At 35.8% G+C, this 26504-nt stretch carries 23 protein-coding genes; 15 read left to right on the top strand and 8 right to left on the bottom strand.

Annotated elements, in window-relative coordinates; genetic code table 11:
• Window positions 1–112: 112 nt before the first annotated feature.
• The 12 genes from AC0KSB_RS03415 (at window position 113) to AC0KSB_RS03360 (ending at window position 13101) form a co-directional block, all read left to right on the top strand.
• Complete coding sequence (locus AC0KSB_RS03415) at window positions 113–1903, top strand: ABC transporter ATP-binding protein/permease (protein WP_472306742.1); 1791 nt, start codon at window positions 113–115, stop codon at window positions 1901–1903.
• Between the two features lies 1 nt (window position 1904).
• Complete coding sequence (locus AC0KSB_RS03410) at window positions 1905–3635, top strand: amino acid ABC transporter ATP-binding/permease protein (RefSeq protein WP_472306740.1); 1731 nt, start codon at window positions 1905–1907, stop codon at window positions 3633–3635.
• Window positions 3636–3746: 111 nt separating this feature from the next.
• Window positions 3747–4289, top strand: coding sequence for an MptD family putative ECF transporter S component (locus AC0KSB_RS03405; RefSeq protein ID WP_472306738.1), 543 nt, complete (start codon window positions 3747–3749; stop codon window positions 4287–4289).
• Window positions 4286–4972 (top strand): energy-coupling factor transporter transmembrane component T family protein, encoded by a 687-nt coding sequence (locus tag AC0KSB_RS03400; RefSeq protein ID WP_472306736.1) that lies wholly within the window; start codon window positions 4286–4288, stop codon window positions 4970–4972. Before AC0KSB_RS03405 ends, AC0KSB_RS03400 begins: the two co-directional genes overlap by 4 nt.
• A complete protein-coding gene (locus AC0KSB_RS03395; RefSeq protein WP_472306734.1) occupies window positions 4969–6396 on the top strand; it encodes an ABC transporter ATP-binding protein in 1428 nt (475 codons plus the stop codon). Before AC0KSB_RS03400 ends, AC0KSB_RS03395 begins: the two co-directional genes overlap by 4 nt.
• A gap of 308 nt (window positions 6397–6704) precedes the next feature.
• A complete protein-coding gene (locus tag AC0KSB_RS03390) occupies window positions 6705–7742 on the top strand; it encodes a sialidase family protein (RefSeq protein WP_472306732.1) in 1038 nt (345 codons plus the stop codon).
• Window positions 7735–8670 carry a dihydrodipicolinate synthase family protein gene (locus AC0KSB_RS03385; RefSeq protein WP_472306730.1) on the top strand — a complete coding sequence of 312 codons (936 nt, stop codon included), beginning with the start codon at window positions 7735–7737 and terminating at the stop codon, window positions 8668–8670. The genes AC0KSB_RS03390 and AC0KSB_RS03385 overlap by 8 nt, the downstream gene beginning before the upstream one ends.
• 113 nt (window positions 8671–8783) lie before the next feature.
• A complete protein-coding gene (locus AC0KSB_RS03380; RefSeq protein ID WP_472306728.1) occupies window positions 8784–9752 on the top strand; it encodes a Bug family tripartite tricarboxylate transporter substrate binding protein in 969 nt (322 codons plus the stop codon).
• Window positions 9753–9832: 80 nt separating this feature from the next.
• Window positions 9833–10300, top strand: coding sequence for a tripartite tricarboxylate transporter TctB family protein (locus tag AC0KSB_RS03375; RefSeq protein ID WP_472306726.1), 468 nt, complete (start codon window positions 9833–9835; stop codon window positions 10298–10300).
• 11 nt (window positions 10301–10311) lie between these two features.
• Window positions 10312–11811, top strand: coding sequence for a tripartite tricarboxylate transporter permease (locus AC0KSB_RS03370; protein ID WP_472306724.1), 1500 nt, complete (start codon window positions 10312–10314; stop codon window positions 11809–11811).
• On the top strand, window positions 11808–12257 hold the full coding sequence (locus tag AC0KSB_RS03365; protein WP_472306722.1) for a NanQ anomerase/TabA/YiaL family protein: 450 nt from the start codon (window positions 11808–11810) through the stop codon (window positions 12255–12257). Before AC0KSB_RS03370 ends, AC0KSB_RS03365 begins: the two co-directional genes overlap by 4 nt.
• An 85-nt stretch (window positions 12258–12342) precedes the next feature.
• The gene (locus AC0KSB_RS03360) at window positions 12343–13101 is read left to right on the top strand and encodes an IclR family transcriptional regulator (protein WP_472306720.1); all 759 of its coding nucleotides are present in this window, start codon (window positions 12343–12345) and stop codon (window positions 13099–13101) included.
• Between the two features lies 1 nt (window position 13102).
• On the opposite strand, the gene AC0KSB_RS03355 is transcribed toward AC0KSB_RS03360, so the two are convergent.
• The 8 genes from AC0KSB_RS03355 to AC0KSB_RS03320 all read right to left on the bottom strand — a co-directional run bounded on the left by AC0KSB_RS03355 (window position 13103) and on the right by AC0KSB_RS03320 (window position 23207).
• Complete coding sequence (locus AC0KSB_RS03355) at window positions 13103–13942, bottom strand: MurR/RpiR family transcriptional regulator (protein ID WP_472306874.1); 840 nt, start codon at window positions 13940–13942, stop codon at window positions 13103–13105.
• Between the two features lie 104 nt (window positions 13943–14046).
• Window positions 14047–15243, bottom strand: a complete 1197-nt coding sequence (locus AC0KSB_RS03350) for an ADP-dependent glucokinase/phosphofructokinase (RefSeq protein ID WP_472306718.1) — start codon at window positions 15241–15243, stop codon at window positions 14047–14049.
• Between the two features lie 73 nt (window positions 15244–15316).
• Window positions 15317–16177: a ketose-bisphosphate aldolase gene (locus AC0KSB_RS03345; RefSeq protein ID WP_472306716.1), complete on the bottom strand. Its 861-nt coding sequence runs from the start codon at window positions 16175–16177 to the stop codon at window positions 15317–15319.
• 72 nt (window positions 16178–16249) lie between these two features.
• A complete protein-coding gene (locus tag AC0KSB_RS03340; RefSeq protein ID WP_472306714.1) occupies window positions 16250–17095 on the bottom strand; it encodes a carbohydrate ABC transporter permease in 846 nt (281 codons plus the stop codon).
• Entirely contained in the window at window positions 17095–18018 is a 924-nt protein-coding gene (locus AC0KSB_RS03335) for a carbohydrate ABC transporter permease (protein WP_472306712.1), read from the bottom strand. The genes AC0KSB_RS03340 and AC0KSB_RS03335 overlap by 1 nt, the downstream gene beginning before the upstream one ends.
• A 99-nt stretch (window positions 18019–18117) precedes the next feature.
• Complete coding sequence (locus AC0KSB_RS03330) at window positions 18118–19458, bottom strand: ABC transporter substrate-binding protein (protein ID WP_472306710.1); 1341 nt, start codon at window positions 19456–19458, stop codon at window positions 18118–18120.
• Window positions 19459–19788: 330 nt separating this feature from the next.
• On the bottom strand, window positions 19789–21363 hold the full coding sequence (locus AC0KSB_RS03325; protein ID WP_472306708.1) for a response regulator transcription factor: 1575 nt from the start codon (window positions 21361–21363) through the stop codon (window positions 19789–19791).
• Window positions 21364–21419: 56 nt separating this feature from the next.
• The gene (locus tag AC0KSB_RS03320) at window positions 21420–23207 is read right to left on the bottom strand and encodes a sensor histidine kinase (protein WP_472306706.1); all 1788 of its coding nucleotides are present in this window, start codon (window positions 23205–23207) and stop codon (window positions 21420–21422) included.
• 216 nt (window positions 23208–23423) lie between these two features.
• Between AC0KSB_RS03320 and AC0KSB_RS03315 the strand changes: the two genes are divergently transcribed.
• From AC0KSB_RS03315 to AC0KSB_RS03305, 3 genes are all read left to right on the top strand, one after another.
• A complete protein-coding gene (locus AC0KSB_RS03315; protein WP_472306704.1) occupies window positions 23424–24836 on the top strand; it encodes a carbohydrate ABC transporter substrate-binding protein in 1413 nt (470 codons plus the stop codon).
• A gap of 111 nt (window positions 24837–24947) precedes the next feature.
• Entirely contained in the window at window positions 24948–25862 is a 915-nt protein-coding gene (locus AC0KSB_RS03310) for a carbohydrate ABC transporter permease (RefSeq protein WP_472306702.1), read from the top strand.
• A 429-nt stretch (window positions 25863–26291) separates the two neighbouring features.
• A partial coding sequence (locus AC0KSB_RS03305; protein WP_472306700.1) for a transposase occupies window positions 26292–26504 on the top strand: 213 nt, incomplete at its 3' end.

Raw genomic sequence — 26504 nt, 5'->3', positions numbered from 1 at the left:
TCTCAAATGGATTGTATGTTATAAAATACAGTTAGCTCAGGTTAACAAAATCATGTTTGTTTTATAGCTATTTGTTACGGCATAAATTTTAGATAGAATGGAGCAGCTTTTAGTGATAGAAAAGGAATTGTATCAATTTTGCGGAGAAACCAGGAAATATATTTGGTATTCGGTTATTTTGAATTGCCTTAAACTAATTGCGGGTATAACTTTTGCGTTTATATTTGCACATATGTTGAATGCTTTACTGCAAGGAGAACAAATAAACTATTTGGTTGCTTTTGGGTTGCTATTTGCGGTAATAATTATTAAACAAATATGCATACGTTTTTCAGCCAGAAAAAATGCGCAGGTAGCTTTAGAAGTTAAACACTCTCTTAGAACTGCTATTTTTTCAAAAGCTATTAAACTGGGTCCATCGTATCAGCGTTTTTCATCAACTCAGGAAATGGTTCATCTAGGGGTAGAAGGTGTAGAGCAACTGGAAAATTATTTTGGAGGATACTTGACGCAGTTTTATTATTGCTTTTTCTCTTCTTTAATTCTTTTTGCTGCAGTTTTACCTTTTAGTATTGCTGCTGCTATTATTCTCTTGGTTGTTTCACCGTTAATACCTTTTGTTTTGCAAATTATTTTGAGATTGGTGAAAAAAGTACAGCGAGAATACTGGGGGAAATATGCTAATGTTGGCAATTTGTTTCTAGATAGCCTACAGGGGCTTACTACACTTAAGATATTTAAGGCTGATCAAAAGCGATCAGATGAAATAGATAATAAAACAGAACAGTTTCGTTTACAGACCATGAAACTTCTTGCAATGCAGTTGAATTCAATGACGGTTATTGACTGGATTGCTTATGGGGGTGCTTCTGCAGGCATAATTGCAGTTGTCTTAGGTTTTTCATCTGGAGAGGCAAATCTTTTTGGTGCGATTTTAATTTTACTTCTTGCTGCAGAGTTTTTTATTCCTATGCGGCTTTTGACTTCGCAATTTCATGTGGCCATGACAGGCGTTGCGGCTGCGGAAAAAATTCTTTCTTTTTTAAAAGAAGAGGTTCCCGATAGTAAAGGCGATAAATTATTTGAAAAAAGAAAAGAAATATATGTTAGAGATCTTAGTTTTGTTTACAAAGACGGAACCATTGCGTTAAGAAATGTCAACTTGCTTGTTAAACCTGGCAATATGACTGCTATAACAGGGCCTTCCGGTTGCGGTAAATCCACTTTGGCATCAATAATGTGTGGTGTTAATCCGGTGAAAAAACAAAGTCTCTTTTGTGGTAAAACAGATTTTGCAAATCTGGTAAATGGAGAGCTTGAAAAAAATATAGGTCATATAACGCACGAAGGACATATTTTTTCAGGGACAATTAGATCTAATCTGTTAATGGGAAATCCGAAAGCGGCTGAAGAAGATATGATATCGGTGCTGCAAAAAGTCAGACTTTGGCATTTCCTGTCAGAAAAACAAGGTCTGGATACAGTTGTTTTGTCTCAAGGCAAAAATCTTTCAGGTGGACAAGCACAGAGATTATCTCTGGCAAGGGCTATTTTACATGATTATGAAATATACATATTTGATGAGGCAACCTCAAATATAGATGTTGAATCAGAAGAGATAATTCTGGAAACAATCAAACAGATAGCAAAAGAGAAAACTGTTATTTTTATAACACATCGTTTGTCGGCTATTAAGGAAGCCGATAGAATTTATGTTATGAAAGATGGAAGTATAGTTGAATCAGGTAAACATGATTTGCTTATAAAACAGGGGGGCATGTACCAAAGTTTATTTAGAGAGCAGGAAGTTTTGCAGTTTTATAGAAAAAATGTTTTGGCATTTAATAATGCAGATGAAATAAAGACAGTAAATCATGATTTTTATAGAAAAGAGGTAAACTAAATTGACCGGTAAGCGAAGTAATATAAAAATAATGATTGAATTGATAAAATTATTGCGTCCTTTGATCTGGGCAATGATGCTTGCTGTTATTGCAGGGGTAACCGGCTTCTTAATCGCCTTTGCTTTAGGTATTATTGGTGGCTATGCTCTTTTAAGCTCTATACCATCTATGGCTGAATCTTTGCAGAGTCTGCCTTTTGGCAGTTATGATGTTTATACTTATTTTACTGCGTTAATAATCTGTGCTTTATTAAGAGGTATCCTGCATTATGCAGAGCAGTTTTGCAATCATTATATTGCATTTAAAATACTTGCTCAGATAAGAAGCCGCATTTTTACGGCAATGAGGCGCCTCGCTCCGGCTAAGCTAGATGGCAAAAATCAAGGCCAGTTAGTGTCTCTTATAATGGGAGATATTGAATTGCTGGAAGTTTTTTATGCTCATACAATTTCCCCCATAGCTATAGCTTTGATAAGTTCAGTATTATTATTTATTTTCTTTTTTTCCTTGCATCCGTTATTTGCCGTGCTGGCACTTTTGGCGCAACTTGTAATAGGAGTTATAATGCCGGTTATTGCTTCGAAAAAGGGTAATAATATTAGTTCGTTTATAAGAAAAGAAATAGGAGAGTTAAATGGACAATTTCTCGATAAATTACGAGGGATAAAAGAAATTATTGCTTTTCAGCAAGGCGATGCAGTAATTTCTGAAATAGATCAGGCTACAGAATATTTAGGCAAGCAGCAAAAAGTTTTAAAAAAGCAAGGTGCTGCTGTAATTGCCGGTACAGATTCTTTGATAATGATTTTTACTGTTTTGCAAATTATATCAGGTATTTATCTTTTAAGAAGTGGACAAGTATCTGCTGTGGCTGTTTTTATAGCAGCAATCACACAAGTTAGTACTTTTGCACCTTTTGTAAATTTGGCAACTCTTGGCAATACTCTTACTCAAACTTTTGCTTGTGGACAAAGGGTACTTGATCTGTTGGAAGAAGAACCGTATACTCCTGACATTTTTAATGGTAAAAACGTAGATTTTGGTGATATAAATGGTAAGACTGTTTCATTTTCTTATCCTGATTCCTTTATCAGTGAGTCATCGACAGAAGATTTTGAAAATAAAGCTGTTATAAGAGATATAGATTTTTCTATCAAAGAAGGTGAAATGCTTGGCATAATGGGTGAAAGCGGGTGTGGGAAATCTACATTACTTAAGCTTATTATGAGATTTTGGAAACCTGAAAAAAATTGCATAAAATTAAATGGTTCGGATCTTGAAGAGATTAATACAAACTCTCTATATAGTCATATAAACTTTATGACACAAAATACAGTTTTATTTACAGGTACTCTTAGAGAAAATCTTCTGATTGCAAAACAGAATGCAACTGAGGAAGAGTTATGGCTTGCTTTGCGTAAAGCTGCACTTAATGATTATGTTATGAATTTGCCAGATTGTCTTGATACCGAAGTTGGCGAAGGTGGCTCTAATTTTTCTGGAGGTGAAAGGCAGAGAATAGGCTTGGCAAGATGTTTTTTAGCCGACCGTAATTTGTTTCTGCTTGATGAGCCAACATCTAATCTTGATTCATGGAATGAGGCTGTTATTCTAAGAGCCTTAGCCAAAGAAGCTAAGGGTAAAACAGTTGTAATTGTGTCTCATAGAGCCTCCACGCTTGGAGTTTGCCAACGTGTATTGAATATGAGAGATGGAAAGTTTGTCTCTTAAATAATATTGCTGTTAAGAAAATTTCTGAAAGATGAAAAAAAACAAGAAAAGTGGTTTAATTTAAATATCCTGAGTGGTACTAGATTAAGTCTACTGCTTATAGGAGGAAAAATGTTCAAAAAATTTACTTTAAAAGAGATTGTTTTTATTGCAGTTTTTTCTGTGGCGTTATTGCTCATATCCGGTCTAATTATGCCAATAGTTATGTTTACTCAGCTTTTTGCATTGAGACAGTTGTTTTCTGCTCCTATATTTGGACTTTTCTGTGCAATTGCTTTAATAAAAATACCTAAACCGGGAACGCTTACTTTGATAGGTATTTTTACTGGTTGTGTACTGCTGTTTATGTCTCCTATTATGTTTTTTAATAATGTAATAGGTGCAATAGTAGCAGAGATAATTACTCTTTTATTTTATAAACGCTTTGACAGTAAAAAAGCTATAATAATAGCAGCTACTATTTACGTACCACTGACTTTGCCTGTTACTATCATTGCAACCATGATAATGCGAGGACAAAGCATAAGCGAGCAGTTAGGTGATCCAGGACAGTCTTTGTTAATAGCTGCAGGCTGTATTGTACTTTCTTTTGGAGGAACTATGCTAGGTATAAGACTTGGCAGCGAACTTAAAAAGGCTGGTAAACTTGCATGACTTCAAAAGTGCGTGCCGCAAAAGGAATATATCCGATTATTGCTTTGATTTCGGCTGTAGTCGTGTTTCTTGCCGGCCTTTTGCTCGTAAAAACAAAAGTTTTTCCTTTTTATTTTATTAGTCTGGCTTTGATATACATAATATTTGGCTATGGCAGAGCTTTGACAAAAGTGTTGTTGATTTTTGTGCCTATCTCTCTAATAACCGGCTTGATTTCATTGGTTAGTGCTGAGCCTTTGGAGGCTTTGTCCCATTTCTGGAGAACTATGCTTCTTGGCATGGGTGCTGTATTGACAATTGGAATGGAACCGGTGGATTTGGTTAGAAATCTTAATCAGCTAAAAGTTCCACGATTTTTAACCACAGGTATTTTAATTTGTCTCAGATTTATACCTGTGATGGCGGAAGAATTCAAGCGCATAAGGATGGCTATGCGGTTAAGAGGGATGAGTGTGGGATTCTATCGTCCTTCAATAATATACAGAGCCTTTTTTGTCCCTTTAATTATGCGGCTCATGAGCATCTCGGATACATTATCTGTCTCTCTTGAAACAAGAGCTTTCACTATGGATAATAAGGCAACTGCCTATAAAGTGATTGTTGTTAGAGTAAGAGATATTATTTTTACTTTTTTAGTTTTGAGCCTTTTGATTATATGTTTTACAACTGGAGGTTTTTGGTGAACGCATTATTAGAATTAAAAGAAGTCTCCATAAAGTACAGCAAGTCGGCTCCCTGGGTGCTGCGGGATACTAGTTTTTCTGCCAGTGCTGGTGAATTCATTGTTCTTACAGGCCCGTCAGGTGGAGGGAAAACCACCCTGCTCAATATTCTCAATGGTATTATTGCTAATCCTTTTTCAGGAGTTTTTGAAGGAGACATTTTATTTAATGGCAATAGCATCGCTAATCTGCCTGCTGCTGAACGATCTTTATTGATAGGAAGCATCCTTCAGAATGCTGATGAGCAAATTATATTTGAAAAGATTGAAGATGAACTGGCATTTGCTTTAGAAAATATGCAGATTGAGTCAGATCTTATAAATGAAAGAATAAGCAAAGCTGCTAAAATGATGAAACTTGATCTAAATTGGGCAACAAAAACTTTATCAGGAGGACAAAAACAACGCCTGATAGCAGCAACTACTCTGGCAATGGGGCAGCCAGTTATCCTGTTAGATGAACCACTTGCCAATCTGGATAAAAATGGATCAGAACTCCTTTTACAGAAACTAAAATTTTTGTCAAAGGAAAAAGGATATTGTGTGATTCTGATTGAACATCGTCTGGATTGGGTTTTTGAAATCGCTGATAAATTCTGTTGGATTGATGAATCAGGGATCAAAACTTTTTCTTCAGGTGAAATATTTAAATCGTTCTGGCAGGAAAAAATCAAATATGCTTTGAGCAATAATTGTCTTTTGCTGCAAGGCTCTTTATGTAACTCAGAATATAACTCGGATTGTAGAGTTCTCATAGATTTAATTAAGGCAGGTGTTAAAAAAAATGGCCGCCAGATACTTGAAGATATTAATTTTAAACTTAAGCAAGGTGACAGATGGGTTGTTATAGGCGATAACGGAGCCGGCAAAACTTCTTTGCTTAAACTTTTAACCAATATTTATAAACCTAATAGTGGCATAAGAAAGACTACAATCAAGACAAAAGATATTTTTAGTAAAATAGGATATGTTCTACAAAATCCGGACTATCAACTTTTTATGTCAACTGTACGTGATGAAATATCGTATCAAAGTAAATCAGACGAATTGGTTTCTGAAATAATAACTTTGTTTGAATTGGATGATTTGCTTGACAGGCATCCTCACAGTTTAAGTGAAGGTCAGAAAAGACGAGTAGGTGTAGCAGCCGTACTTGCCATGCAGCCAGAAGTACTTTTTCTTGATGAACCAACTGTGGGGCAGGACTATAACAGTCTAGGCAATATGATCAAAGCTATTGCTCATATATATAGAAATAAATCTTTAACAATGATTACGCTAACACATGACACCCGCTGTGCCAGATATCTGGGTGACAAGATTCTTTGGCTTGATAACGGACGAATAAAAAGTATAGGAGGTCATGAGTTGTTAGAAAAATTATAAGGAATTATTTCTCGATTTATTCTTGTATGGCAATCTTATATCAGCAGTAAAAAATATAACTTTGTCAAAATGCATAACTGTTCTTTGTTTATGTTGTGGTTTTGTCACAATTGACATCATTGGCTCTAGGCGGTATTCTCTATAAAACAAAAGAAAGAACGACGTTCTCTATTAAAGAACGAAATAAAGAATAGACTTATATTACATAAATAACAAATGATATTATACATACCGGCAAAAGCCGGTCTTTTTACCACAATATTAAAGAACGTTGTTCTTTAATAAAGAACTGAAAAGGAGAAAATATTTTGCATAAACTAAAATTGAAAAAGAAAGAAATGATTTTTACTCCTTTTATAGCAAGTGAACGTATATGTCATGCATCAAATGTCTGTGTTTTGGATAATGGCAATATACTTGCTGCCTGGTTTGCCGGTAGTAAAGAGGGGGCAGATGATGTATCGATATGGTACAGCATAAGAAAAAGTGATGGCTGGTGCAATCCTATTGCTATAGAAAATAAATACGGTGCGCCTTGCTGGAATCCAGTGTTTTATCAACTGGATAGTGGAAGGATTATACTTTTTTTCAAAGTGGGAAAAGAAATAAGCAAATGGCAGACAATGGTAATGTTTTCAGATGATGACGGACATCAATGGTCAGTTCCGGTTGAGCTTGTTCCTGGAGATTTTGGTGGAAGAGGGCCTGTGCGTTGTAAAGCGATAAAGCTTTCAGATAATTCAATTATAGCAGGAAATTCTACGGAAAAAGGCAAATGGAAAGCGTATGCTGACAGATCAGAAAATAATGGCATAACCTGGATTCAAAGCGAGCCTATTGAAATTTCTGTAAATTATGAAGGTGGAAATATTGCCGAAGATAGTGAAATAGAAGTATCAGAACAGTCTTTTTACGGCAGAGGTGTTATACAGCCAAGTATATGGGAATCAGCAAATGGTGAAGTGCATATGCTCATGAGAAGCAGCGAAAGTAAAATCTATAGAGCTGATTCCGAAGACTATGGCATAACCTGGTCAAATGCTTATGCTACAGAGCTTCCTAATAATAATAGTGGGATAGATGTAGTAAGAAGCAAATCCAATTTGCTGGTTTTATGTTCCAATCCCGTTGCTAAAGCATGGGGTCCAAGAAGTCCATTGACTTTGCAAATATCTGAAGATAATGGTTTTTCGTGGCAAGAATCATTAGTTATTGAATCAGAACCAGGAGAATTTTCTTACCCTTCTATTGTAAGCAAAAATAACTGTTTGTATTTGACATACACTTATGATCGTAAAACAATTGCATATTGCGAAATAGAAATTTTGGAGGAAGTAAATGAGTAATGAATTTCCGGGTGGAGTATGGCCTGTGATGCTAACCCCTTTTACAAAGGATAATCAGGTCGACTATAAAGCCCTTGGACAATTGGTTGATTGGTATATAAGTGAAGGTGTTTCAGGCTTGTTTGCAGTATGCCAGTCAAGCGAAATGTTTTTTCTTAATGCTGCTGAAAAAATAGAAATTGCTAAATATATAGTAGAGAGAACAAAAAATAAAGTTCCTGTTATTGCTTCAGGACATACATCTGATGAGCTTGATATGCAAGCAGAAGAAATTTGTCAAATGGCGGAAACAGGAGTAAAAGCAGTTGTTCTAATTACAAATAGACTGGCAAAAGAGAATGAAGATGATACAGTCTGGATAAAAAACATGCAATATCTTCTTGGAAAAATTCCAGAGAATATCAAACTTGGTTTTTATGAATGTCCCTATCCTTATAAGAGAGTGATGTCTGAAGAAACTGTTAAATGGTGCTCTAAACAGAATCGTTTTTACTTTTTGAAAGATACAAGCTGCGACATAAATAATATAAGAAGAAAACTTTCACTGATAAAAGACAGCACCTTCAAACTTTATAATGCTAATACGGCAACCCTATTGGATTCTCTGCGTGATGGTGCTGCCGGCTACAGTGGTGTTATGGCAAATATGCAGGCAAAGTTATATAGCTATTTGTGTAAAAATTATCAGAATTCTAAAGCGGAAGAACTGTCAGATTTTTTAACAATATGTGCTTTGATTGAACGACAATACTATCCTGTTAATGCAAAATATTTCTTGAAAAAAGAAGGCTTGAATATTGAAACCTTATCGAGAATAAAATCAGATATTTGTTTTACTGAAACATTTAAATCAGAAACAGAGATGCTTAGAAGACTTACTATAAAAGCTGAAAAAGAATACATAGATAGTATAAATAACAATGCATAAAATATTCTAGCAAATTATTGCAGACAAAAGAAAAGTTGAAGTGGGTTTGTGCGACCGGTATAATCCTCTGGTCGTCAAAATATAACAAAGAAGAAATCTGAGGAGGCAAAAAAATGAAAAAGAAAATTATTTTCTTAATGCTGGCAGCTTTGATGATTGTCGGAATGCTTGCTGGTTGTGGCGGCGACAAAGAGTATCCAACAGGTGGCGATATTACCGTTATTGTCCCCAAAGCACCAGGTGGAGGAACGGATGTTTCTGCAAGGGGTCTTGTACAATATATGCAAGAGCATATTGAAGGAACAAATTTTGTTGTAACGAATAAACCTGACGGTGGTGGTGTTACCGGGATGGTTGAAACAGCAAAGGCTGATGCTGATGGTTATACATTGGGATTTGTAACAGTTGAGCTGGCGATGTTCCCTCATCAGGATAAGAGTACGGTAACCTATGAAGATTATGAGGCTATTTGTGCGCCTATAGCTGCTCCTGCTGCTTTGATTGTTCCTGCGGATGCTCCGTATGACTCTGTTGAAGAGTTTGCAAAATATGCAGCGGAAAATCCAGGACAAGTACAGGTCGGTAATTCTGGTGCTGGCGCAATCTGGCATATAGCAGCAGTTGCTTTTGAAGAAGAATTTGATGTTGAACTGCTTCATGTTCCATATCCAAATGGAACTGCAGATATTGCTGCAGCCTTAGCTGGCGGACATATTGATGCAACCCTGGCGGATCCTTCAAGCTTCAAAAGTCAGGCCGATGCCGGAGCTTTAAAAATTCTTGGTGTTATGGCAGACACACGTTCTGGGATATATCCGGATGTTCCTACATTTAAGGAATTAGGATATGATATGACAATAAGGGCATGGGCTGCTATGGTGGCGCCTAAAGACACACCGGCAGATGTTTTGGAAATGCTCAGAACTGCTGCTGAAAAAGCCTGCCAGTCTGAGGAACTTGTAAACTATTTTACTAATCAGGGAATTGACCCTGTTTCTATTATTGGTGATGACTGTTACAAGATGATGGAAGAAGATCATGCGATGTACGAAAAACTGCTTGAGAAAATTGAAGTAGAATAATCAGTTTAATTCCTTCCTGAAAAATCTCCCGGTTAGTAATAACCGGGAGATAAATTAATTACCTATGAGGAGTGCCTGAAATGAATAATATGAAGAAATGGAACTATGCCATTTCCATAATTGCTTCAGTACTTGGTATTGCAATAATATATTTCTCGACAAAATTACCTTTTGCTTTTGGTTCTGGAGATCCAGGTGCAGGTTTCTGGCCTGCTATGCTGGGAGGTTTGCTTATTTTTCTGTCTCTAATACTAACTTTTACGACAATTGTAAAACACAAGGATTTGGAAAAAATACCGGTTTTGTTGAATAAGGCTGGCAATCATCGTGTATATATCATCATGGGTGTGATTGTTTTGTTTCTTATAATAATGAAAATACTGGGTTTTTATATAGCTGCTTTTTTATTCATTCCCGCGACAATGCTGATCATGGGTGAGCGCAGCAAAAAGAAAATGTTTTTGGTTACGATAATTACACTGATAGCCATATATGTAATTTTTGAGCTGGTTTTGAAAACTAAAATGCCTTTACCGTTTTTTGTATAGGGGGGATAATAATGGGCGATATTATTTCTGCCTTTGGGCAGGTTTTTGCTATAGAAAATATTATAGTGCTTCTATTTGGAACAGGGGTTGGTATTGCTATAGGTGCGATGCCTGGATTGTCAGTTAATATGGGAATAGCTCTTTTATTTCCTTTAACTTTTGCTTTCCAGGGGGTTGGCGGTATTCTGATGCTTATGGGCATATATTGTGGTGCTATTTACGGTGGATCAATTTCGGCAATTTTGCTGAAAACACCTGGAACCCCAGCTTCTGCTGCTACAACACTTGATGGTTATCCTATGGCTGTAAAACTTGGTCAGCCTGGCAGAGCCTTGGGTTTGTCTACACTAGGGGGTATGTTTGGCGGTATTTTCAGCACAATTTGTTTGATTCTTTTGGCTCCGCAGTTGGCAAAAATTGCTTTGCAGTTTTCTAAACCGGAATATTTTGCATTAGCTCTTTTTGGAATTAGTATCATAACAAGTGTTTCATCTGGCTCTATTATTAAAGGAATAATAGGTGGTGTTTTAGGTTTATTCATATCAACAATCGGCATTGATGCCATGAGTGGAAGAATGCGCTTTACTTTTGGTACGACATATTTGCTAGGGGGACTTTCTTTTGTTCCTGTTCTGATAGGTTTGTTTGCATTCTCTCAAGTTCTTTTATCAATTGAAGAATCGTATGGTAAATCGCATAAAAAACATGATGTAAAACTTGATAGAGTTTTACCTACTTTGGCTGACATAAAAAGAGTGCTGATTACTCTTGTGAGATCATCATTTATAGGAACTTTTATAGGTTGTATTCCTGGTACTGGTGGAGATATTTCATCTTTTATATCCTATGATCAGGCGAAAAGATGGTCAAAGTATAAGGATAATTTCGGCAATGGGGAACCTGAAGGCATAGTTGCTCCTGAAGCTGGTAATAACGCTGTTTCTGGAGGTGCATTAGTTCCTATGCTTACTTTAGGGATACCTGGGGATGGTGCTACAGCAATCATGCTGGGAGCGCTAATGGTACAAGGATTGCAGCCAGGACCACTTCTTTTTACGACACAAGCTTCTTCAGTATATGCAATTTTTATCGGCCTTTTACTAGCTAATCTTGTTATGGGTCTTTTTGGATACTCCTTGATCCGTGTTTTTGTAAAAGTAATTAATATACCAAAGGAAATACTCATACCGGTTGTCTTAATTCTTACTTTTGTAGGATCGTACTCCTATAATAATTCAATAAATGATGTATTTGTCATGGTCTTCTTTGGATTCCTGGGCTATTTTATGAGTAAAATGCAATTTTCCATGTCTTCCATAGTAATAGGCATTATTTTAGGAGCAATGGCTGAAGCTAATTTCCGAGGATCTTTAATAATGAGCAGTGGAGAATTTTCGATATTTTTTACACGTCCGATAAGCGCTGCTTTTTTAATCATTTCATTTGTTTCATTAACTTCACCTGTTATTAAACCTTTGATAAAAAGTATTGTGCAAAAGGTGAAGAAATGATTATAGGAGATTTTAAGTCAATAGAAAAATATTGTAACTTAATATCAGGATTATCTGAGGCTTTAGATGCTATTAATAGTATGAACGAGATAAAAACAGGTCGATACGATTTGATTAAGGGATATTTTTTTGTGCAAGAAGGATATACGAAATTTTTGGAGGATCAGTTATTTGAAACTCATCGTAAATACATAGATGTTCAGATTCTTCTTGAAGGTCAGGAAGTTATGGAGTGGTCGCAAGTGAGCAAACTGACTATTGACGAAAAATACAACGAGGAAAAAGATATTGAGCTTTATCAAGGCAAAGGAACACAAATTCTTATTGAACCCCAAAGTTATTATATTCTTTTTCCAGAAGATGCACACAAGGCATGTGGACATCTTAAAGAGCAATCAAAATATTTTAAAATTGTTGTGAAATTACCTGCTTGCGAAAATGATTAAAATCATGCATCATGTTTACATGATTCTAAGCTATAAAAAAGATATATTCTGAAAAAATAATTTTGCCATCTTGGGGGTTTGTGTTTTGAGTAATCGACCGGAAGTAAAAGTAAAAAGTCTTCAGAAGGCATTAGAAATATTAAATTGTTTTATTGATAAACCTACATTAGGTGTTACAGAGATAAGTGAAAAACTCGATTTATACAAAAGCAATGTTCACAATATTCTTGCGACTTTTGAAGCGATGGATTATCTGGAACAAGATCCTGAATCTGGCAAATATAGACTGGGGATAGGTGTTTTTTCTTTGTGTAAGTCTCTGGGAGATAATTTTAGCATAACTAAAATTGCCTTGCCCTACATGCAAGAGATTGCTAATGCTTGTAATGAAAGAGTTTATTTGGCTGTTCCTCAGGAGGACGAGGTAATATATCTTGATTCGACCTATCCTGCGGAATCTTTCAATCTTATGCGCACAATAATAGGTGAAAGAGCACAAATGTACTGTACAGGAATTGGCAAAGCAATGCTGGCTTATCTGTCAGAAAAAACAATACACGATTATGTTGGCAAGGATCTTGTAAAGTATACGGAAAATACAATTACAGATAAGGATATTCTTCTTGCCGAGTTGAATAAAATTCGAAAACTAGGTTATGCTGTTGATAATATGGAGCATGAATTTGGCATAAAATGTGTTGCCATGCCTGTATTTAACAAAAGAGGACAGCTTGAAGCTGCTATCAGTATAAGTGGCCCTTCGCTTCGCTTCTCAGAAGAGCGAATCCCAGAACTTGCAGAACTGCTCAGAAATAAAATTAATAAAATACAAAGCCGCCTATAGTCTATAGCTTTGTTTCGGATAAAATCATTTCAGGTATGTCGGCACTGCTTTCAATAATCTTCTTTTCATTTGTAACGAAATGCAATAGCATATCAATAACGGCAGTTTCGTTAAAATGGGAATAATTTTTATAATAATCAAAAGATTCCTCTTCTTCCAGCCCCGACAGAACAACAAGATCGGCAAGTTTTGAAACAGGAGAGTTTTTGTAGCTTGTGATAGCAATTATTTTTAACCCTTTATCCTTTGCCAGTTCCATAGCCTGAACGACCTGTTTGGAAGATCCTGATTGAGAAATTGCGATCAAAATATCACCTCTGTCAGCGAGATTTACATGATTCATAAAGTATTCTGGCAGAGTATTATAGGTGCACTTGATCCCTAACCTTCCCAGGCGAAAACCCATATACTGAGAAAGAGGACTCGTATTTCCGACTGCTACAATATGAGATTGCTTGCAGTTTTTTATTAGATTAACACATTCCAGGAGTGTCCTTGGATTTATATTTTTCCCTACCGCAAGTAAATATGAAGCCATTGAATGGAACTTTTCCATTACAGCATTTTCTGCATCTCCTTCAAGATTAATCTGAGGAACTTGTTTTCTGCCTATATCGCGAGACAGTTTAATTCGAAGTTGGTAGTATCCCTGATATCCGATATGTTTGCAAAAACGAATTACGGTGGCATCACTGACTCCGCTATAGCTTGCTAATTCTGATACGTTCGCGTTCACTGCTTTCTCCGGATAAGCCAACACAAAGTCGGCCACCTTTTTTTCTGCATTGAAGATGTCATCATAATTTTCTTTGATAGTATCAATAACAGTCTTATAATTCATTGGAATCACGAAATCAACTCCTCAAAAAGATGATATGGATTAATTACATTGTAACTATAACATAGTTATATTTCCATAGTAATCTAATACTCTTATTTGCTATGTTATAATTTTCCCAAATCTAAAATGCTAGGGAGAAAGCCGCCTACAAAAGAATCTCCTAAGCCGATGGTTGTTGCTTTACTTGTTTTGATGTTAAAACTAGGAACACTGCAAACAAGACTTTCAGAAATTTTCTCTATAGTAGCTGAAAAATCATACCCTTCTTTCTCGGCAGGGAAAGATGAAGTTTCCTGATAATCTTTTTTTGTATAATTATCTCCGAGGCGAAAGCGTGTGTTAGACATGCAAACTCCTCCTTTAAGTGCTTCTTTCATTTTTGCTGATGATTTTCCATATGCTAAAGCCCAATATCTTGAATGTACGACTATAATTTTTGTTTGTATAATTTTTGACAATTCAATTAGAGCTTGAAGAACATCTTCAGGGTCTAACAGGTCTATCTCTTTTCCTAGATATTTTGACATTTCATCTTCATTCAGGCTATATATATCAATTTTTTTCATGAGTCTTTTTTGGACAAGATGGCTGAACTCATGATTATGATAACAACCATCTTCGTAAAAAATATTAGCCGATTCCGGTAAACTTTGGATGATATCAATCAATTCGTCTAGTCTTGATTCAAGAAGCTTATAATCATGCATTGCGTTAAATCCTGAAATCAGAAAAACTTTTGCCTCATTGATTAAATCCTTAAATTTGGGATCCAGCTTCATTTGATCGTTATCGGGATCATTAACATAAATCAGGCGATTGGCTCTTTTAGGTTTTATGTTAATATCTCCTGCTGAAATTTCGCTGCTTTGATCATATTGGACAATTAAATGCGGGTATAAACTGTTTTTATCTGAGCTGCATACAAATTCGCAATTTTCGGGGAGTAATTCAAGAACGTTGTTATTAATGGTAACAAGATGTAAAGCAGAATCAAAACCTATTTTGTCCATGGCGATTGCTGCACGAACAGAGGTTCCTCCTAGAGTTATTTTTTTTCTGAAAAAGCTAGAAAAATTGTTAATTACTTCTGCTTCTGTCACATGAATTTCTCCGCCGCATTCAGTTTTTAGCATGGAAAGAATAGATATTAACAGATCACGGATTGTTCTTATCTGCTTCTTTTCTTGTAGATCTGACGCTCGTATATCATATTTTAATATTAGATTTTCAATAGTCTTTGAATTCCATTCGATTTCATAATCAATATTATTTCCTAAGCCGAGTGCGATTTTTTTGCCCATTGAATACCTCTCTATGGAAATTGTTAATGTGATTTATATGGGCAGCCGTATTCGCTACAGCTGCCCGGCGTTTTTAATACAGTTTTGCTTTATCGTCTGACATGAATAGTTTTATTTTCTGATACGCTGTCTCTTTCATAGCTGCGATACAGGGTGGTTGAATAACATTTGGTTCCCTGTAGCCTAGGTTTGATAATATTTCACGCATTTTTTCGTGATAAGTTACTTTTATATCGCTCGAAATATTTATTTTGCTTATGCCCAATTTAACTGACTCATGAATTTCGTCGTCGGAATTATTAGATCCTCCATGCAAAACAAGAGGAAGATCAATTTTTTCTTTTATTTCTTTTAGTATGTCTAATTTTAATTCAGGAGTCTTGCCTGAAGGGTATATCCCATGTGAAGTTCCAATTGCAATTGCGAGTGAGTCTACACCGGTTTCTGTAATGAATTTCACAGCATCTTCTGGATTGGTATAGATAATTTCATCTGTCCCGGCTTCTGCTTGTTCGTCTGTAGATCCTATAGTTCCCAATTCGCCTTCTACCGAAACATTTACAGCATGTGCAGCTTCTACAACTTTTTGACATATCTTGATGTTTTCTTCAAAACTTAATGTTGATCCATCAATCATAACTGAGGTGAAACCACTTTGAATCGCTGTGATTATCTGATCAAAAGTGCTGCCATGATCAAGATGGATACAAACAGGAATTGTTGCTTTGTTTGCTTTCTCGCGTATAGCAGTTACAGCCTCAACACCAATATGACTTAATTCATCAGGATGAATAGCAATTATCAAAGGGGATTGCTTTTCTTCGCATGCTTCAAATATTCCATTCATCATAGCATAATCACTAATATTAAAAGCCGGCACTGCAAAATGGTTCTTGTTGGCTACAGCCAGAATTTCTTTCATTGTCATTAACATAAATAATCTCCTGTTTCTTTTGGTTATTTGTAAAATCAGCAAAGGATTTTATCAGCGTTGTTCTTTGTATTTCTAATGTTTAACAGATCCTGAGGTCATTCCTCCTATGAAAAATCTTTGGAAGAACAGGAATAGAATAAGAATGGGCAAGCATCCCAGAATACTCATAGACATCATTTCGTTCCATTCATATGAGTGCTGTCCCATAAGTAGATTTATACCTATAGGAACTGTTCTTCTATCCAGTGTTTTCGTAAGAGTTAGTGCAAATAGATATTCGTTCCATGCTTGCATAAATGTATACATACCTACCGAAACAATGCCGGGAATTGATATCGGAACTAAAACCTTCCAAAGAGCAACGAAGTTGCTGGCTCCGTCTATTAGTACTGCTTCGTCAAGTTCTTTGGGTAGGGTGTTAAAATAACCGGTCATCATCAGAATTGCATAAGGTAAAGTGAAAATCATATATGTAAGGATCAAAGCCCAGTACGTATTATATAGTCTTAGGGTTACTATCAACCCAAAATAGGGTATCAAAAGTGTGATAGGAGGGACTGCCTGTACACTTATTATGATCGTACTTAATGGTTGTTTTAGTTTATAATCGTATCTGCTAAAACTATAGGCTGCAAGAATCGCAACTGTCAAAGTCAGTATAGTAACAGCTCCCGATACCAAATAACTGTTAAGAAAGAATCTGATCTTTACAGGATCTCTGAAAATAGCTGCATATGCACTAAATGAAAAAGTATCAGATATGAATTTGGGAGGATACGCAAAAATTTCAGTGTTTGGCTTGAACGAGCTTACTAGCATCCAAAGGACGGGAAATCCTGCAAATATTGAACCGATTAATAAAGCTAGAAAAATGATAGACTTATGAAATAATTTTTTTGTTGTCTTTGTCACTTTCATTAATCCCTCGCTTTCTGATGCCTTACATATATTATTGCCATTAACATGGAGAATAAGAATATAATCACGGCACTTGAAGCAGCCATTGAAAACTGATAACTGCTAAAAGCAAATTTGTATGTATATGTGCTTAGCATTTCGGTGGCATGACGAGGGCCGCCTCCTGTTGTCATCCATACTAAGGGGAATTGCTGCATTGTCCAGATTAAATCAAGCATCGCCATACTTATAATTATAGGTTTTAACTGAGGAATGGTTATTCGAAAAAATTTCTGAACCGCATTAGCGCCATCAACAGTTGCTGCTTCGTAAAGATCTGCGGATATTCCCTGTAAACCAGCAAGAAGACTGATCATAAAAAATGGATAACCGGACCAGATATTTATAAATGTCAAAGAATATAAAGCTGTTTTTGATGAACTGAGCCATTCGACTTTTGAGCTGATTATGCCTGATGTTTCCAATATATAATTTACTATCCCGTTAGGGTTAAGCATAAGACGCCATAAAATTGCGATGATTGCTGCTGTAAAAACCCAGGGCAATATATAAATCATTCTGAAAACAGCTTTTGTGCTTTTGCTTAATACGGGAGTATTTAAAAGCATTGCAAAAGTTAAACCGATTATCAAATGTACCACTACGCTTGTGATAGTGAAGAATGCCGTATTGGAAACTGTCTCAAAAAAAACTTTATCAGTTAAAACTTCCAGATAGTTCGAAAGTCCGACAAACTCAGGATTCTGGTTCATGATTACGTTATCAAAAAGAGAATATCCTATAACCATGATTATAGGCACAAACATAAGAACCAGCATCAGAATCAACGTGGGTGATACATACGCATATGGTGTTAACCTTTTGATGACTAGATTTTTGCCTGGTCGCTTCCTCTTTTGGATAGCGGCACCGTTTTCTGCCAAAAAGTCCAACCCCTCTCTTGAAACTCTTGCGTTAGCAAGGCTACACAATCTTGCAGATGTGTAGCCTTGTACTAAAGCATCTTTTATCTGCTAAATATTTTAGAATTCTTTTTCCCATTCCGCCTGGACGGTATCAAGCATTTCATCAATAGTTTGATCTCCCTCGAGAACAATCTGGAACTCGCTGGCATATGTTCTCATAAGATCTTCTGCTACAGGTAGTCCTACAAATTCATTGGCAGGATAACCGGCGCTGTAAATTTCAAAAGCAACTTCAAATAGTTCATCTGATTGTGAAAAATCAGGAGCTGATTTAGAATTTCCAGGGAAGGCATTCGCTATTGTTGAAAGCTGTGAATTGATTTCTTCGCTCATTAGGAACTCTACCAATTTCCAAGCTGCCTCTTTGTTAGGGCTGTTTTCGGCAACGCCTATACCCCATGATGCATAAGGCATACCTCTTGAGCCGGTATAACCGTCTTCTGCCGGCATGGCCATAATGCTGAAATCAAGGTCAGGATTTCTATCCCGAATCATATTTATATGAGACAGGCTGCTTATCATCATTCCTACTCTTTCGTTTGTAAATTCTTCTACTTTATCCTGTTCCTTCATCGAGAAAGAACCTAAAGCTATAACGCCTTCGTCATAAAGTTCTTTAACAAACTCAGTGGCTTTTTTTACATCTGCATTATTAACATCGGGCTGTCCGTTGTTCATCATCGATTTTCCTGATGCCCATAACCAGGACATAATGTCGTTTTGAACACCATTAGGTGCTTCCAGAGAAAGAGGAAGTACCCAACCATAAACATTGCTGTCTAAAGCTGTAATTGCTTTGGCTGCTGCCATAAATTCGCTTCTGGTTGATGGCAAACTTTCTATGCCTGCTTGAGATAGTAGATCGTTGTTTACAAAAACAGGATATACATAATTAACTACAGGAATCATGTATGTGCTTCCGTTAAGCTGTATTTGAGCAGCTAAATCGCTGTCATCGTATCCTGCAGAAGACATCAGATCTGTAAGGCTGGCCAAGGATCCTTGTTTAACAAAGTCACTAACCCAGGCTCCGTCAAGACCGACTACATCGGACATGGTGCCTGCGGCTGCTCCTGCAACAACTTGTTCTCTGGTTGATGCATAAGGGCCGCTGATAAGTTCGACTTTGATTCCTGGATTCTCGCTTTCAAAACGATCCATAAGTGATCTGAAAGAACCATCTTCCAACTCTGGTTCCCACCATTGAGTAAATTCCAAAACTATTTCATCACCGCTAGGTTGCTCATCTTTAGTTTCGTCTGTTTTACTGTCTGCTGTGGTCGTGGTATCACCCTGAGCTGACGTGGTTGTTATATCTGTATCACTACCGCCGCAACCAGCGAGTAGTGATCCGACGATGGTCATACTTAGAAGAATGCTAATAAACTTTTTTCTCATTTTCATATCTCCCATCTCATATTTTCTCTGTTTTTTCAAAAGTGAATGCAATTAGGCCTGATTGCATTGTCATCATATAACATGCTTCTTTGACTGTCAACGGTTTGATGAAAAATAATTTTATTTTGTGGTGTTTGTGATAGTAGTATGTGCTAAGTGAACAATTTTATGGCGTTTGTGTGTACTTTTGGCATCAAATTCGTTATTTTTGACTATTTTTTCTGTGTAATAATATTTCATGACATGAAAATTGAAACGAGGTTATCATAAAAAATGGGCAAAGATTTTTCTTTGCCCATAGAAAGTGATATACAAATATAGCTTTGTTTTTCAATCAGTGAACTGGCTTTGGTACTCTGTTGGAGACATTCCATAATGCTTTTTAAACATTTTAGCAAAGTAAAATTGATCGTCTATACCTACCTGGGCGGCAATTTCTTTTATGAGTCTGTTTTCTTTTCTCATTAAATTTGCAGCTCGCTCCAATCTTAATTTATTGAGGTGCTGAAAAACACTTTCTCCTGTTTCTTTCTTAAATAGTCGGCATAAGTAACTAGGGTTTAGGTTAACTGATTTTGCTATATCTTCTAATGATATTTTGTCAGAGCAGTGAAGTTGCATGTAAAGAAATATTTTTTGTATTTCTTTTTTGTGTTTTGAATATTTTGGTAGTAAAACACATTCTGAAATGTCTGTTAATATGCACTTTATAGCTGATTTTAACTGGCTTACTGTTTGGCATTCCAAGATTAGATTTCTTTGAGTATTAAGAGCTTCTTTGTTAATTTCCGTTTGAAAAGTTAAGTTATCATTGAAAATTCCAAAAGTGTTATATAGCAGCTCCTTTACTTCCGATGGTCTGACAAGAACCCTGTTAAATGTAACAAAAATATTATTTATGTAATCGTTAAGTTCGGTTATCTTATTATCAAAATAGTAAGCGAGTAATTCTTGACCGATTTTATTACTGTTAAAATTGTCAGGAATAGAAGAAAACTCTATCATTTCTGGTCTAATCAAAAAATATTTGCTTTCGTAGAAAAAAATATCCGCTCTTGATTTACAAAGTTGATATTTTTCATGAGCATTACAAATGTTACCAAAACTTCGAGGAATAATTATTGATGTATTCATATCATAGTACATTCGCACCTGTCTTGTGATTTGCTCAGCACAAATTTCAATGCTTTGGTAAGAAGCTGTTTGAGTTTTCTCTGGTAGAATGCAAATAATTTCATTGCTGCTAATTGGGAAAATATCTGCATGAGTTTTTTCAAGTATTGATTGCAAAAGTTCTACTATTCCGTCAAGAGGCATTTTTTTGTCTGTTTTTTGATGCAAATATATGTTAAGGAGCCAAAAATAATTGTAAGTATTAGGTGAATATAATGACTCTAGTATACAGTTGTCGTTTGGAATGCTGCTTTCTTCTGTGAAAAAATCTCGTAGTTTTTTTGAGCGCATGATTCTCCTGCTTGTTTCAATAAGTTTATCTTGTTCGACACTTGCTTTTTGGCTTTGTTTTATGGTTTTCAGTTTTTCTGCTGCTTTTAATAATTGCTCCTTCAGAATAACAGCATTTACGTTAACCTTTAAAATATAGTCTATTGCCCCTGCTAACAAAGCCTCTCTAACTAGATCAAAATCCGAGTAATTACTTAATACTATTATTACACCTTCATATTTTATAGTATTAAGCTGTTTAATAAGCTCAATACCATTCATTTTTGGCATTTTTAAGTCGGTGATAACAATATCTATATTCTTTACATCAATTAATTCTAGTGCTTCTAAACCATTGCTTGCTGTAGCAGTAAGTGCGTATTGGTCTGGAATGGTTGCCATTAATTTTCGTATTGCGATTTTAGTTATAGGTTCGTCATCAACAAGTAAAATATTATACATAGACACCTCCAATTTTATTTGCGGTCATATCTATTGAATTAGACAGATAGTCGGACTCATTTCGTTTTTTTGGGTATAATTATTCTGCAGTCTGTTCCATGATTTATTTTGCTGGTGATAGTGAGACCGTAGTTTTCACCAAAATACAGCTTTAGTCTCTCGCTTACATTTTTTAAACCAATGCCTGAAAATTTTTCTGTTGTATCTTTTTTAAAATTTTTATTCTGAGGAAGGTTCTGATCAAAGCCGATACCATTATCGCAAACCTCAAGAATTAGACTGTCTGAAGAGTGATCTTTACATCTTACAAAAATATCTACTTTGAAATTGCCGTTTTGAGTTCCGTGAATGATAGCATTTTCTGCAAGTGGCTGCAAAATAAGGCGAGGAACTTTATTTTCCAGTAATGATTCATTGATTTCGAAAATAACATTAAAGGAATCGGCATAACGTATTTTTTGAATTGTAAAATAGTGATCTAGATTTGATAATTCATCTTTTATACTTATTTCGTCGTCCTTATGGAGGATGGTATTTTGTAAAAGATTCGACAAGGAGGTTATTCCTTCTTCCAAAATTGGTACGTCGTTCATTACAGCTATCCATTTAAGAGTATTGAGAGTATTAAATAAAAAATGTGGATTTATCTGATATTGTAATGATTCAAGCTCAAGTTCTCTTTTCCTCTTCTGATCCTGCCGCCATTGATGTGCCATTCTTTTTAATTGTGCAAAATTTTGATCAATGGTACGTGCCAAAAACCCTAGCTCATCAGGGCTTTTATCGTTGATTCCTTCTTCTTTAGAGTCTTCTGAAACAACCCGACATCTGGATAAAATAGTTTTTATAGGCTGCATTATACTAATATAAATTAGCATAGTTGCTGCAAAGCTCAGTATTATTAGCAATGCTGCCGCAATAATCAGATTTTTGGTGATTGCTCTGGTTTCGTTAGCGATATAATCTCTAGTGATAGTTGTGACAAAAAAACTATCATACTGTTGACTATAACTAAAAACAGTATGTACTGTTTCATCTCGAAAAACTGTATCGAAAGATTTTTCTCCTGATGTATGTGCTGTAATCATTTGTTGATAAATTTGCTCTTCTTGAATATTTATTCCTAGATAATCTTGGTTCTTTGATGAGATTACAGTTCCTCTGCGATCAATCAGCATTATATCGCTTCCTTCGCCGTAAGAGATGTCTGGATATATAACGTCACTTAGTAAAATTTCGTTAATATATATCAAAATGTAACCTATATGCTCAGTGGCTCCGGGATAGCTATATATTTTTCGCCCCAGCACAAGATTGTCTACAGATCGAAAAGTTCTTACATAACTCAAACTATCTTTGGGAGAAGAATTATCAATGTATCTAAGTGTTTCTAGGTATTGATGTGAGTCTACTTCATCAAAACCTAAATCATAAAGCACCTTACCATTTATATCTGCTATTCTTATGTTTTTTAGATATATTGGTTGAATAGTTGTATCGGTTATTTTGTTTCTGATTGATATGACATCCTGCACATCAATTACAAAATCTTCTGAAGGTGCGGCAAGAAGAAGCTGCTGTACAGAATCGGATATTGAAAGAGAATTGATATAGAAGGCGTATCTTTCAAGTTCGGTTGCTATAGTAGCGTTAAGAAGTCCAACTGTTTGTTGAGCTGATGAAGAAAGCTTATCATTAATTGAGTTGGTATAAATATTATAAGCATAAATGCCTATAAAAAGGACAGGGATAAGTGATAATGAAAGGAATATAATCAAAAGCCTGTTTTGGATGTTTATTCTTCTGATTGAATAAATAACTTTGTTTTTGAAATTGGTTGTCATAAAAACCTCCCTGAAACAATCAGTGATTTTTAATAAAAATGCAAAAAAAATTAATTGCTCATTGTTCTTTATTCGATGCATTCTACACCCTAATATTTTCAAAAGTCAATATATTACATATCTCGGTTAATAGTCTCCATGTTTTTTTGCTTTCTCCATAACTATAATATGGATGCAAACAGGATCCTGAACAAGCAAAATCTAAGGAGGATAGCAATGAAAAAGTATATTAGTCTTATTTTAGTTTTTTTATTGGCGGTGAGTGTTATAGCTACGGGATGTGGCAATAATGAAACAACAACTTCAACAACTACGTCTGCGACTAAGGCAGATACAGGGGAAACCTCTGACGATAGTTTAGAAGAGCAATCTGATTCAAAAGATTTTGAGAATAAAGAACTGAATATTGCAATTTTTGAAGGCGGATATGGACCTGATTATTGGAATGAGGTAATAACTTTATTTGAAGCAGCGTACCCCGGTGTTAAAGTAAATATGCAGATAAGTCCGACTATTGGAGATATAGTTAGACCTCAGATTGTTGCCGGTAATGTTCCAGACTTTATCAGTATGAATGATAATGATCAATCTGGTGTTGTTGCCGCTTTGGTTAAAGAAAAAAGTTTGCTTGATATTACAGATGTTTTTGATAAGCCGGCTCTTAACTCAGAATCAAATCTGAGAGAATTGATAATTGATGGTGTGCTGGAAACAGGAAAATGTGCTCCTTATGGTGATGGCAAAATCTATCTTGCTCCATTTAATGTTAGTCCTATGGGATTAGTATATAACAAAACATTATTTGAAGAAAACAATTGGGATTTACCTGAAACATGGGCAGATTTTTTTGAATTAGGCGAAAAGGCAAAAGAAGAAAATATTGCACTTCTTACATACCAGGGTATTTATCCTGGATATATGGAAAGTGTTATCTGGCCAGCAATTGCTTCAGCAGTTGGACTTGATAATTTTGCCCAAATAACCAGCTATGAAGAAGGTTCCGTTGATAATGCAGAAGTTCTCTCTGTTCTGGAAAATGTTGCCCGTATTTCTGCCGATGGTTATCTTATGGAAGGCACGGTAGCTTTGAATCATACACAGTCACAGACTGATATGATGATGAACAAAGCTCTTTTTATCCCAAATGGTAACTGGATGGAAGGTGAAATGGCTGAAGCTCCACGTGCAGAAGGATTTGAGTTTGGTCTCACTCCTGCGCCTGTTATGACTTCTGGTGATGATCGTTTTGTTATGACCAGTGTTGAACAGTTCAGTATACCTGCACAAGCTAAAAATTCTGAACTTGCAAAAGAATTTTTGAGATTCCTTTACACAGATGAATCTGTAAAACTTTTTGCAGAAAATGCTAATGGTATATATGCTCTCAAAACAGCTGACGAGCTGGTAAAAGGCATAGTGACAGATGGTGTTTATAACATGAATCTAGTTTACGGAGAAGGTATTTCAATGGTTGTAGGATTTGATGCAGTTCCTCAGGGCAGCAAAATTGTTGTTTCAGATGAAGTTTTCAATCCTTTGACTGATGTAATGAATGGAAGTATGACTGCTAAGCAGTGGGCAGAAGGGATTGAAGAAGCTTTTGCCGAAATCCGGTCAGATGCAGCTTAAATTAATATAAATATCTCCTGCTAAGTAAAAAGTAAACATTGGTACAATAAACGGCTCTGCTTGTTGTGGACACCAGCCACTATGGCGGAGCTGTTTTCTGGAGGAAGTAAAATGAGGCTTGAAAACAATATTAGAAAAAAAAGGAGTTTAGAAAAATTACCAGTAAGTTTTGTAGTTGTATCGATTTTGCCTGCGCTGATACTTACGATATATTTTACTATTATTCCAACTATAAGAGCATTGTTGCAGTCGCTTACTACTGCAACTACCCTTGGTGGAGTTTCTAAATTTATCGGTTTATCAAATTATACCTATATGCTTGGTGACAAGTACTTTGTGCAGGCTTTTACAAATACCGCAAAACTAATGCTTGTAGTGCCTGTTGTTACTCTTACATTTAGCCTGTTATTTGCATCTTTACTTGTTCAAAGCAGGTTAAAGGAAAAAGGCTTTTACAGAACTTTTCTATTTTTCCCTAGCATAGTATCAATGACGGTAGTAGGTATAGTTTGGTCTTTTGTTTTCCATCCCAATATGGGCATTTTAACTACTTTGATGAAAAATATTGGAATGGAATCGCTTGTTAAGCCTTGGCTAGGAGATGGCTCTACTGCATTGTGGTGTATAGGGGTTGCGCTTATCTGGCAGGCGGCAGGATATTATATGGTTATGCATATTGCTGCTATGGACAGTATATCTCCAGAAATATATGAAGCAGCAACGATTGACGGTGCAGGTAAAATGAATCAGTTTTTTTTGATAACAATTCCTTTAATAAAAAATATTATTGGCATAACTTATGTTCTTTCCCTGTCAGGAACGATTAACTTGAGCTTTGTTTTGTCAAACGTAATGACTGGTGGAGGTCCTAATGGTGCTTCAACTGTTCTGCTTCAGTATATGTTCAATCAGGGGATGGTCAATGCTAATTTTGGCTATGCCATGGCTATTACTGTTTTCACTTTGTTCATATCTATTTTTCTATCAATTATATCTCGCCTTATGACGGCTAAACAGGAAGGTTAGGTGCATTGCAGTGCATGAGTTGAAGCAAAAAAGCATAATGTCAAGTTGGTTTTTAAGAACATTTTTTATTTTAGCAACATGTGTTATGTTATATCCTTTGTTCTGGAATGTGTATTCATCATTTAAAACAAATACTGAATTTTTGGCAAATCCTTTTTCGTTCCCTGAGTCTTTGGCTTGGGATAATTATGTACGTGCTTTTGAGAAATCAAATATAGGAAATAATTTATTTAACTCAGTTTATGTTGTTATTGTTTCGATTATCGTTATTGTAATATGTGCTATACCTAGTGCATATTGTCTATCAAGATTTAAGTTTTGGGGGATAAAGTCCGTATACTTGGTGTAAATTGAGAAATAAAAAAGAGCCACGAGCTCGCTTTCGGTATAATAGGTTTTGCGAAACTAACAACTGAAAGGAATGAGATCATGGCTCAAGTACATCTTACACTGGAAGACGAAATTCTTAAAGACCTTATGCTTGGAAATCGGGAGAACGGGGTGGCGAAATTACTGGAAAAAGTATTTGATGCGGTGCTGCGAGGACAGGCCAGCGAACAATTGAATGCCGAGCCGTATGAGCGAAGTGATGGACGTGTCAGCTATCGGAATGGCTATCGCGAGCGTACCCTGACAACTAGA

The organism is Ercella succinigenes, assembly GCF_900002895.1.
This window is presented reverse-complemented; position numbering and strand designations above follow the sequence as displayed.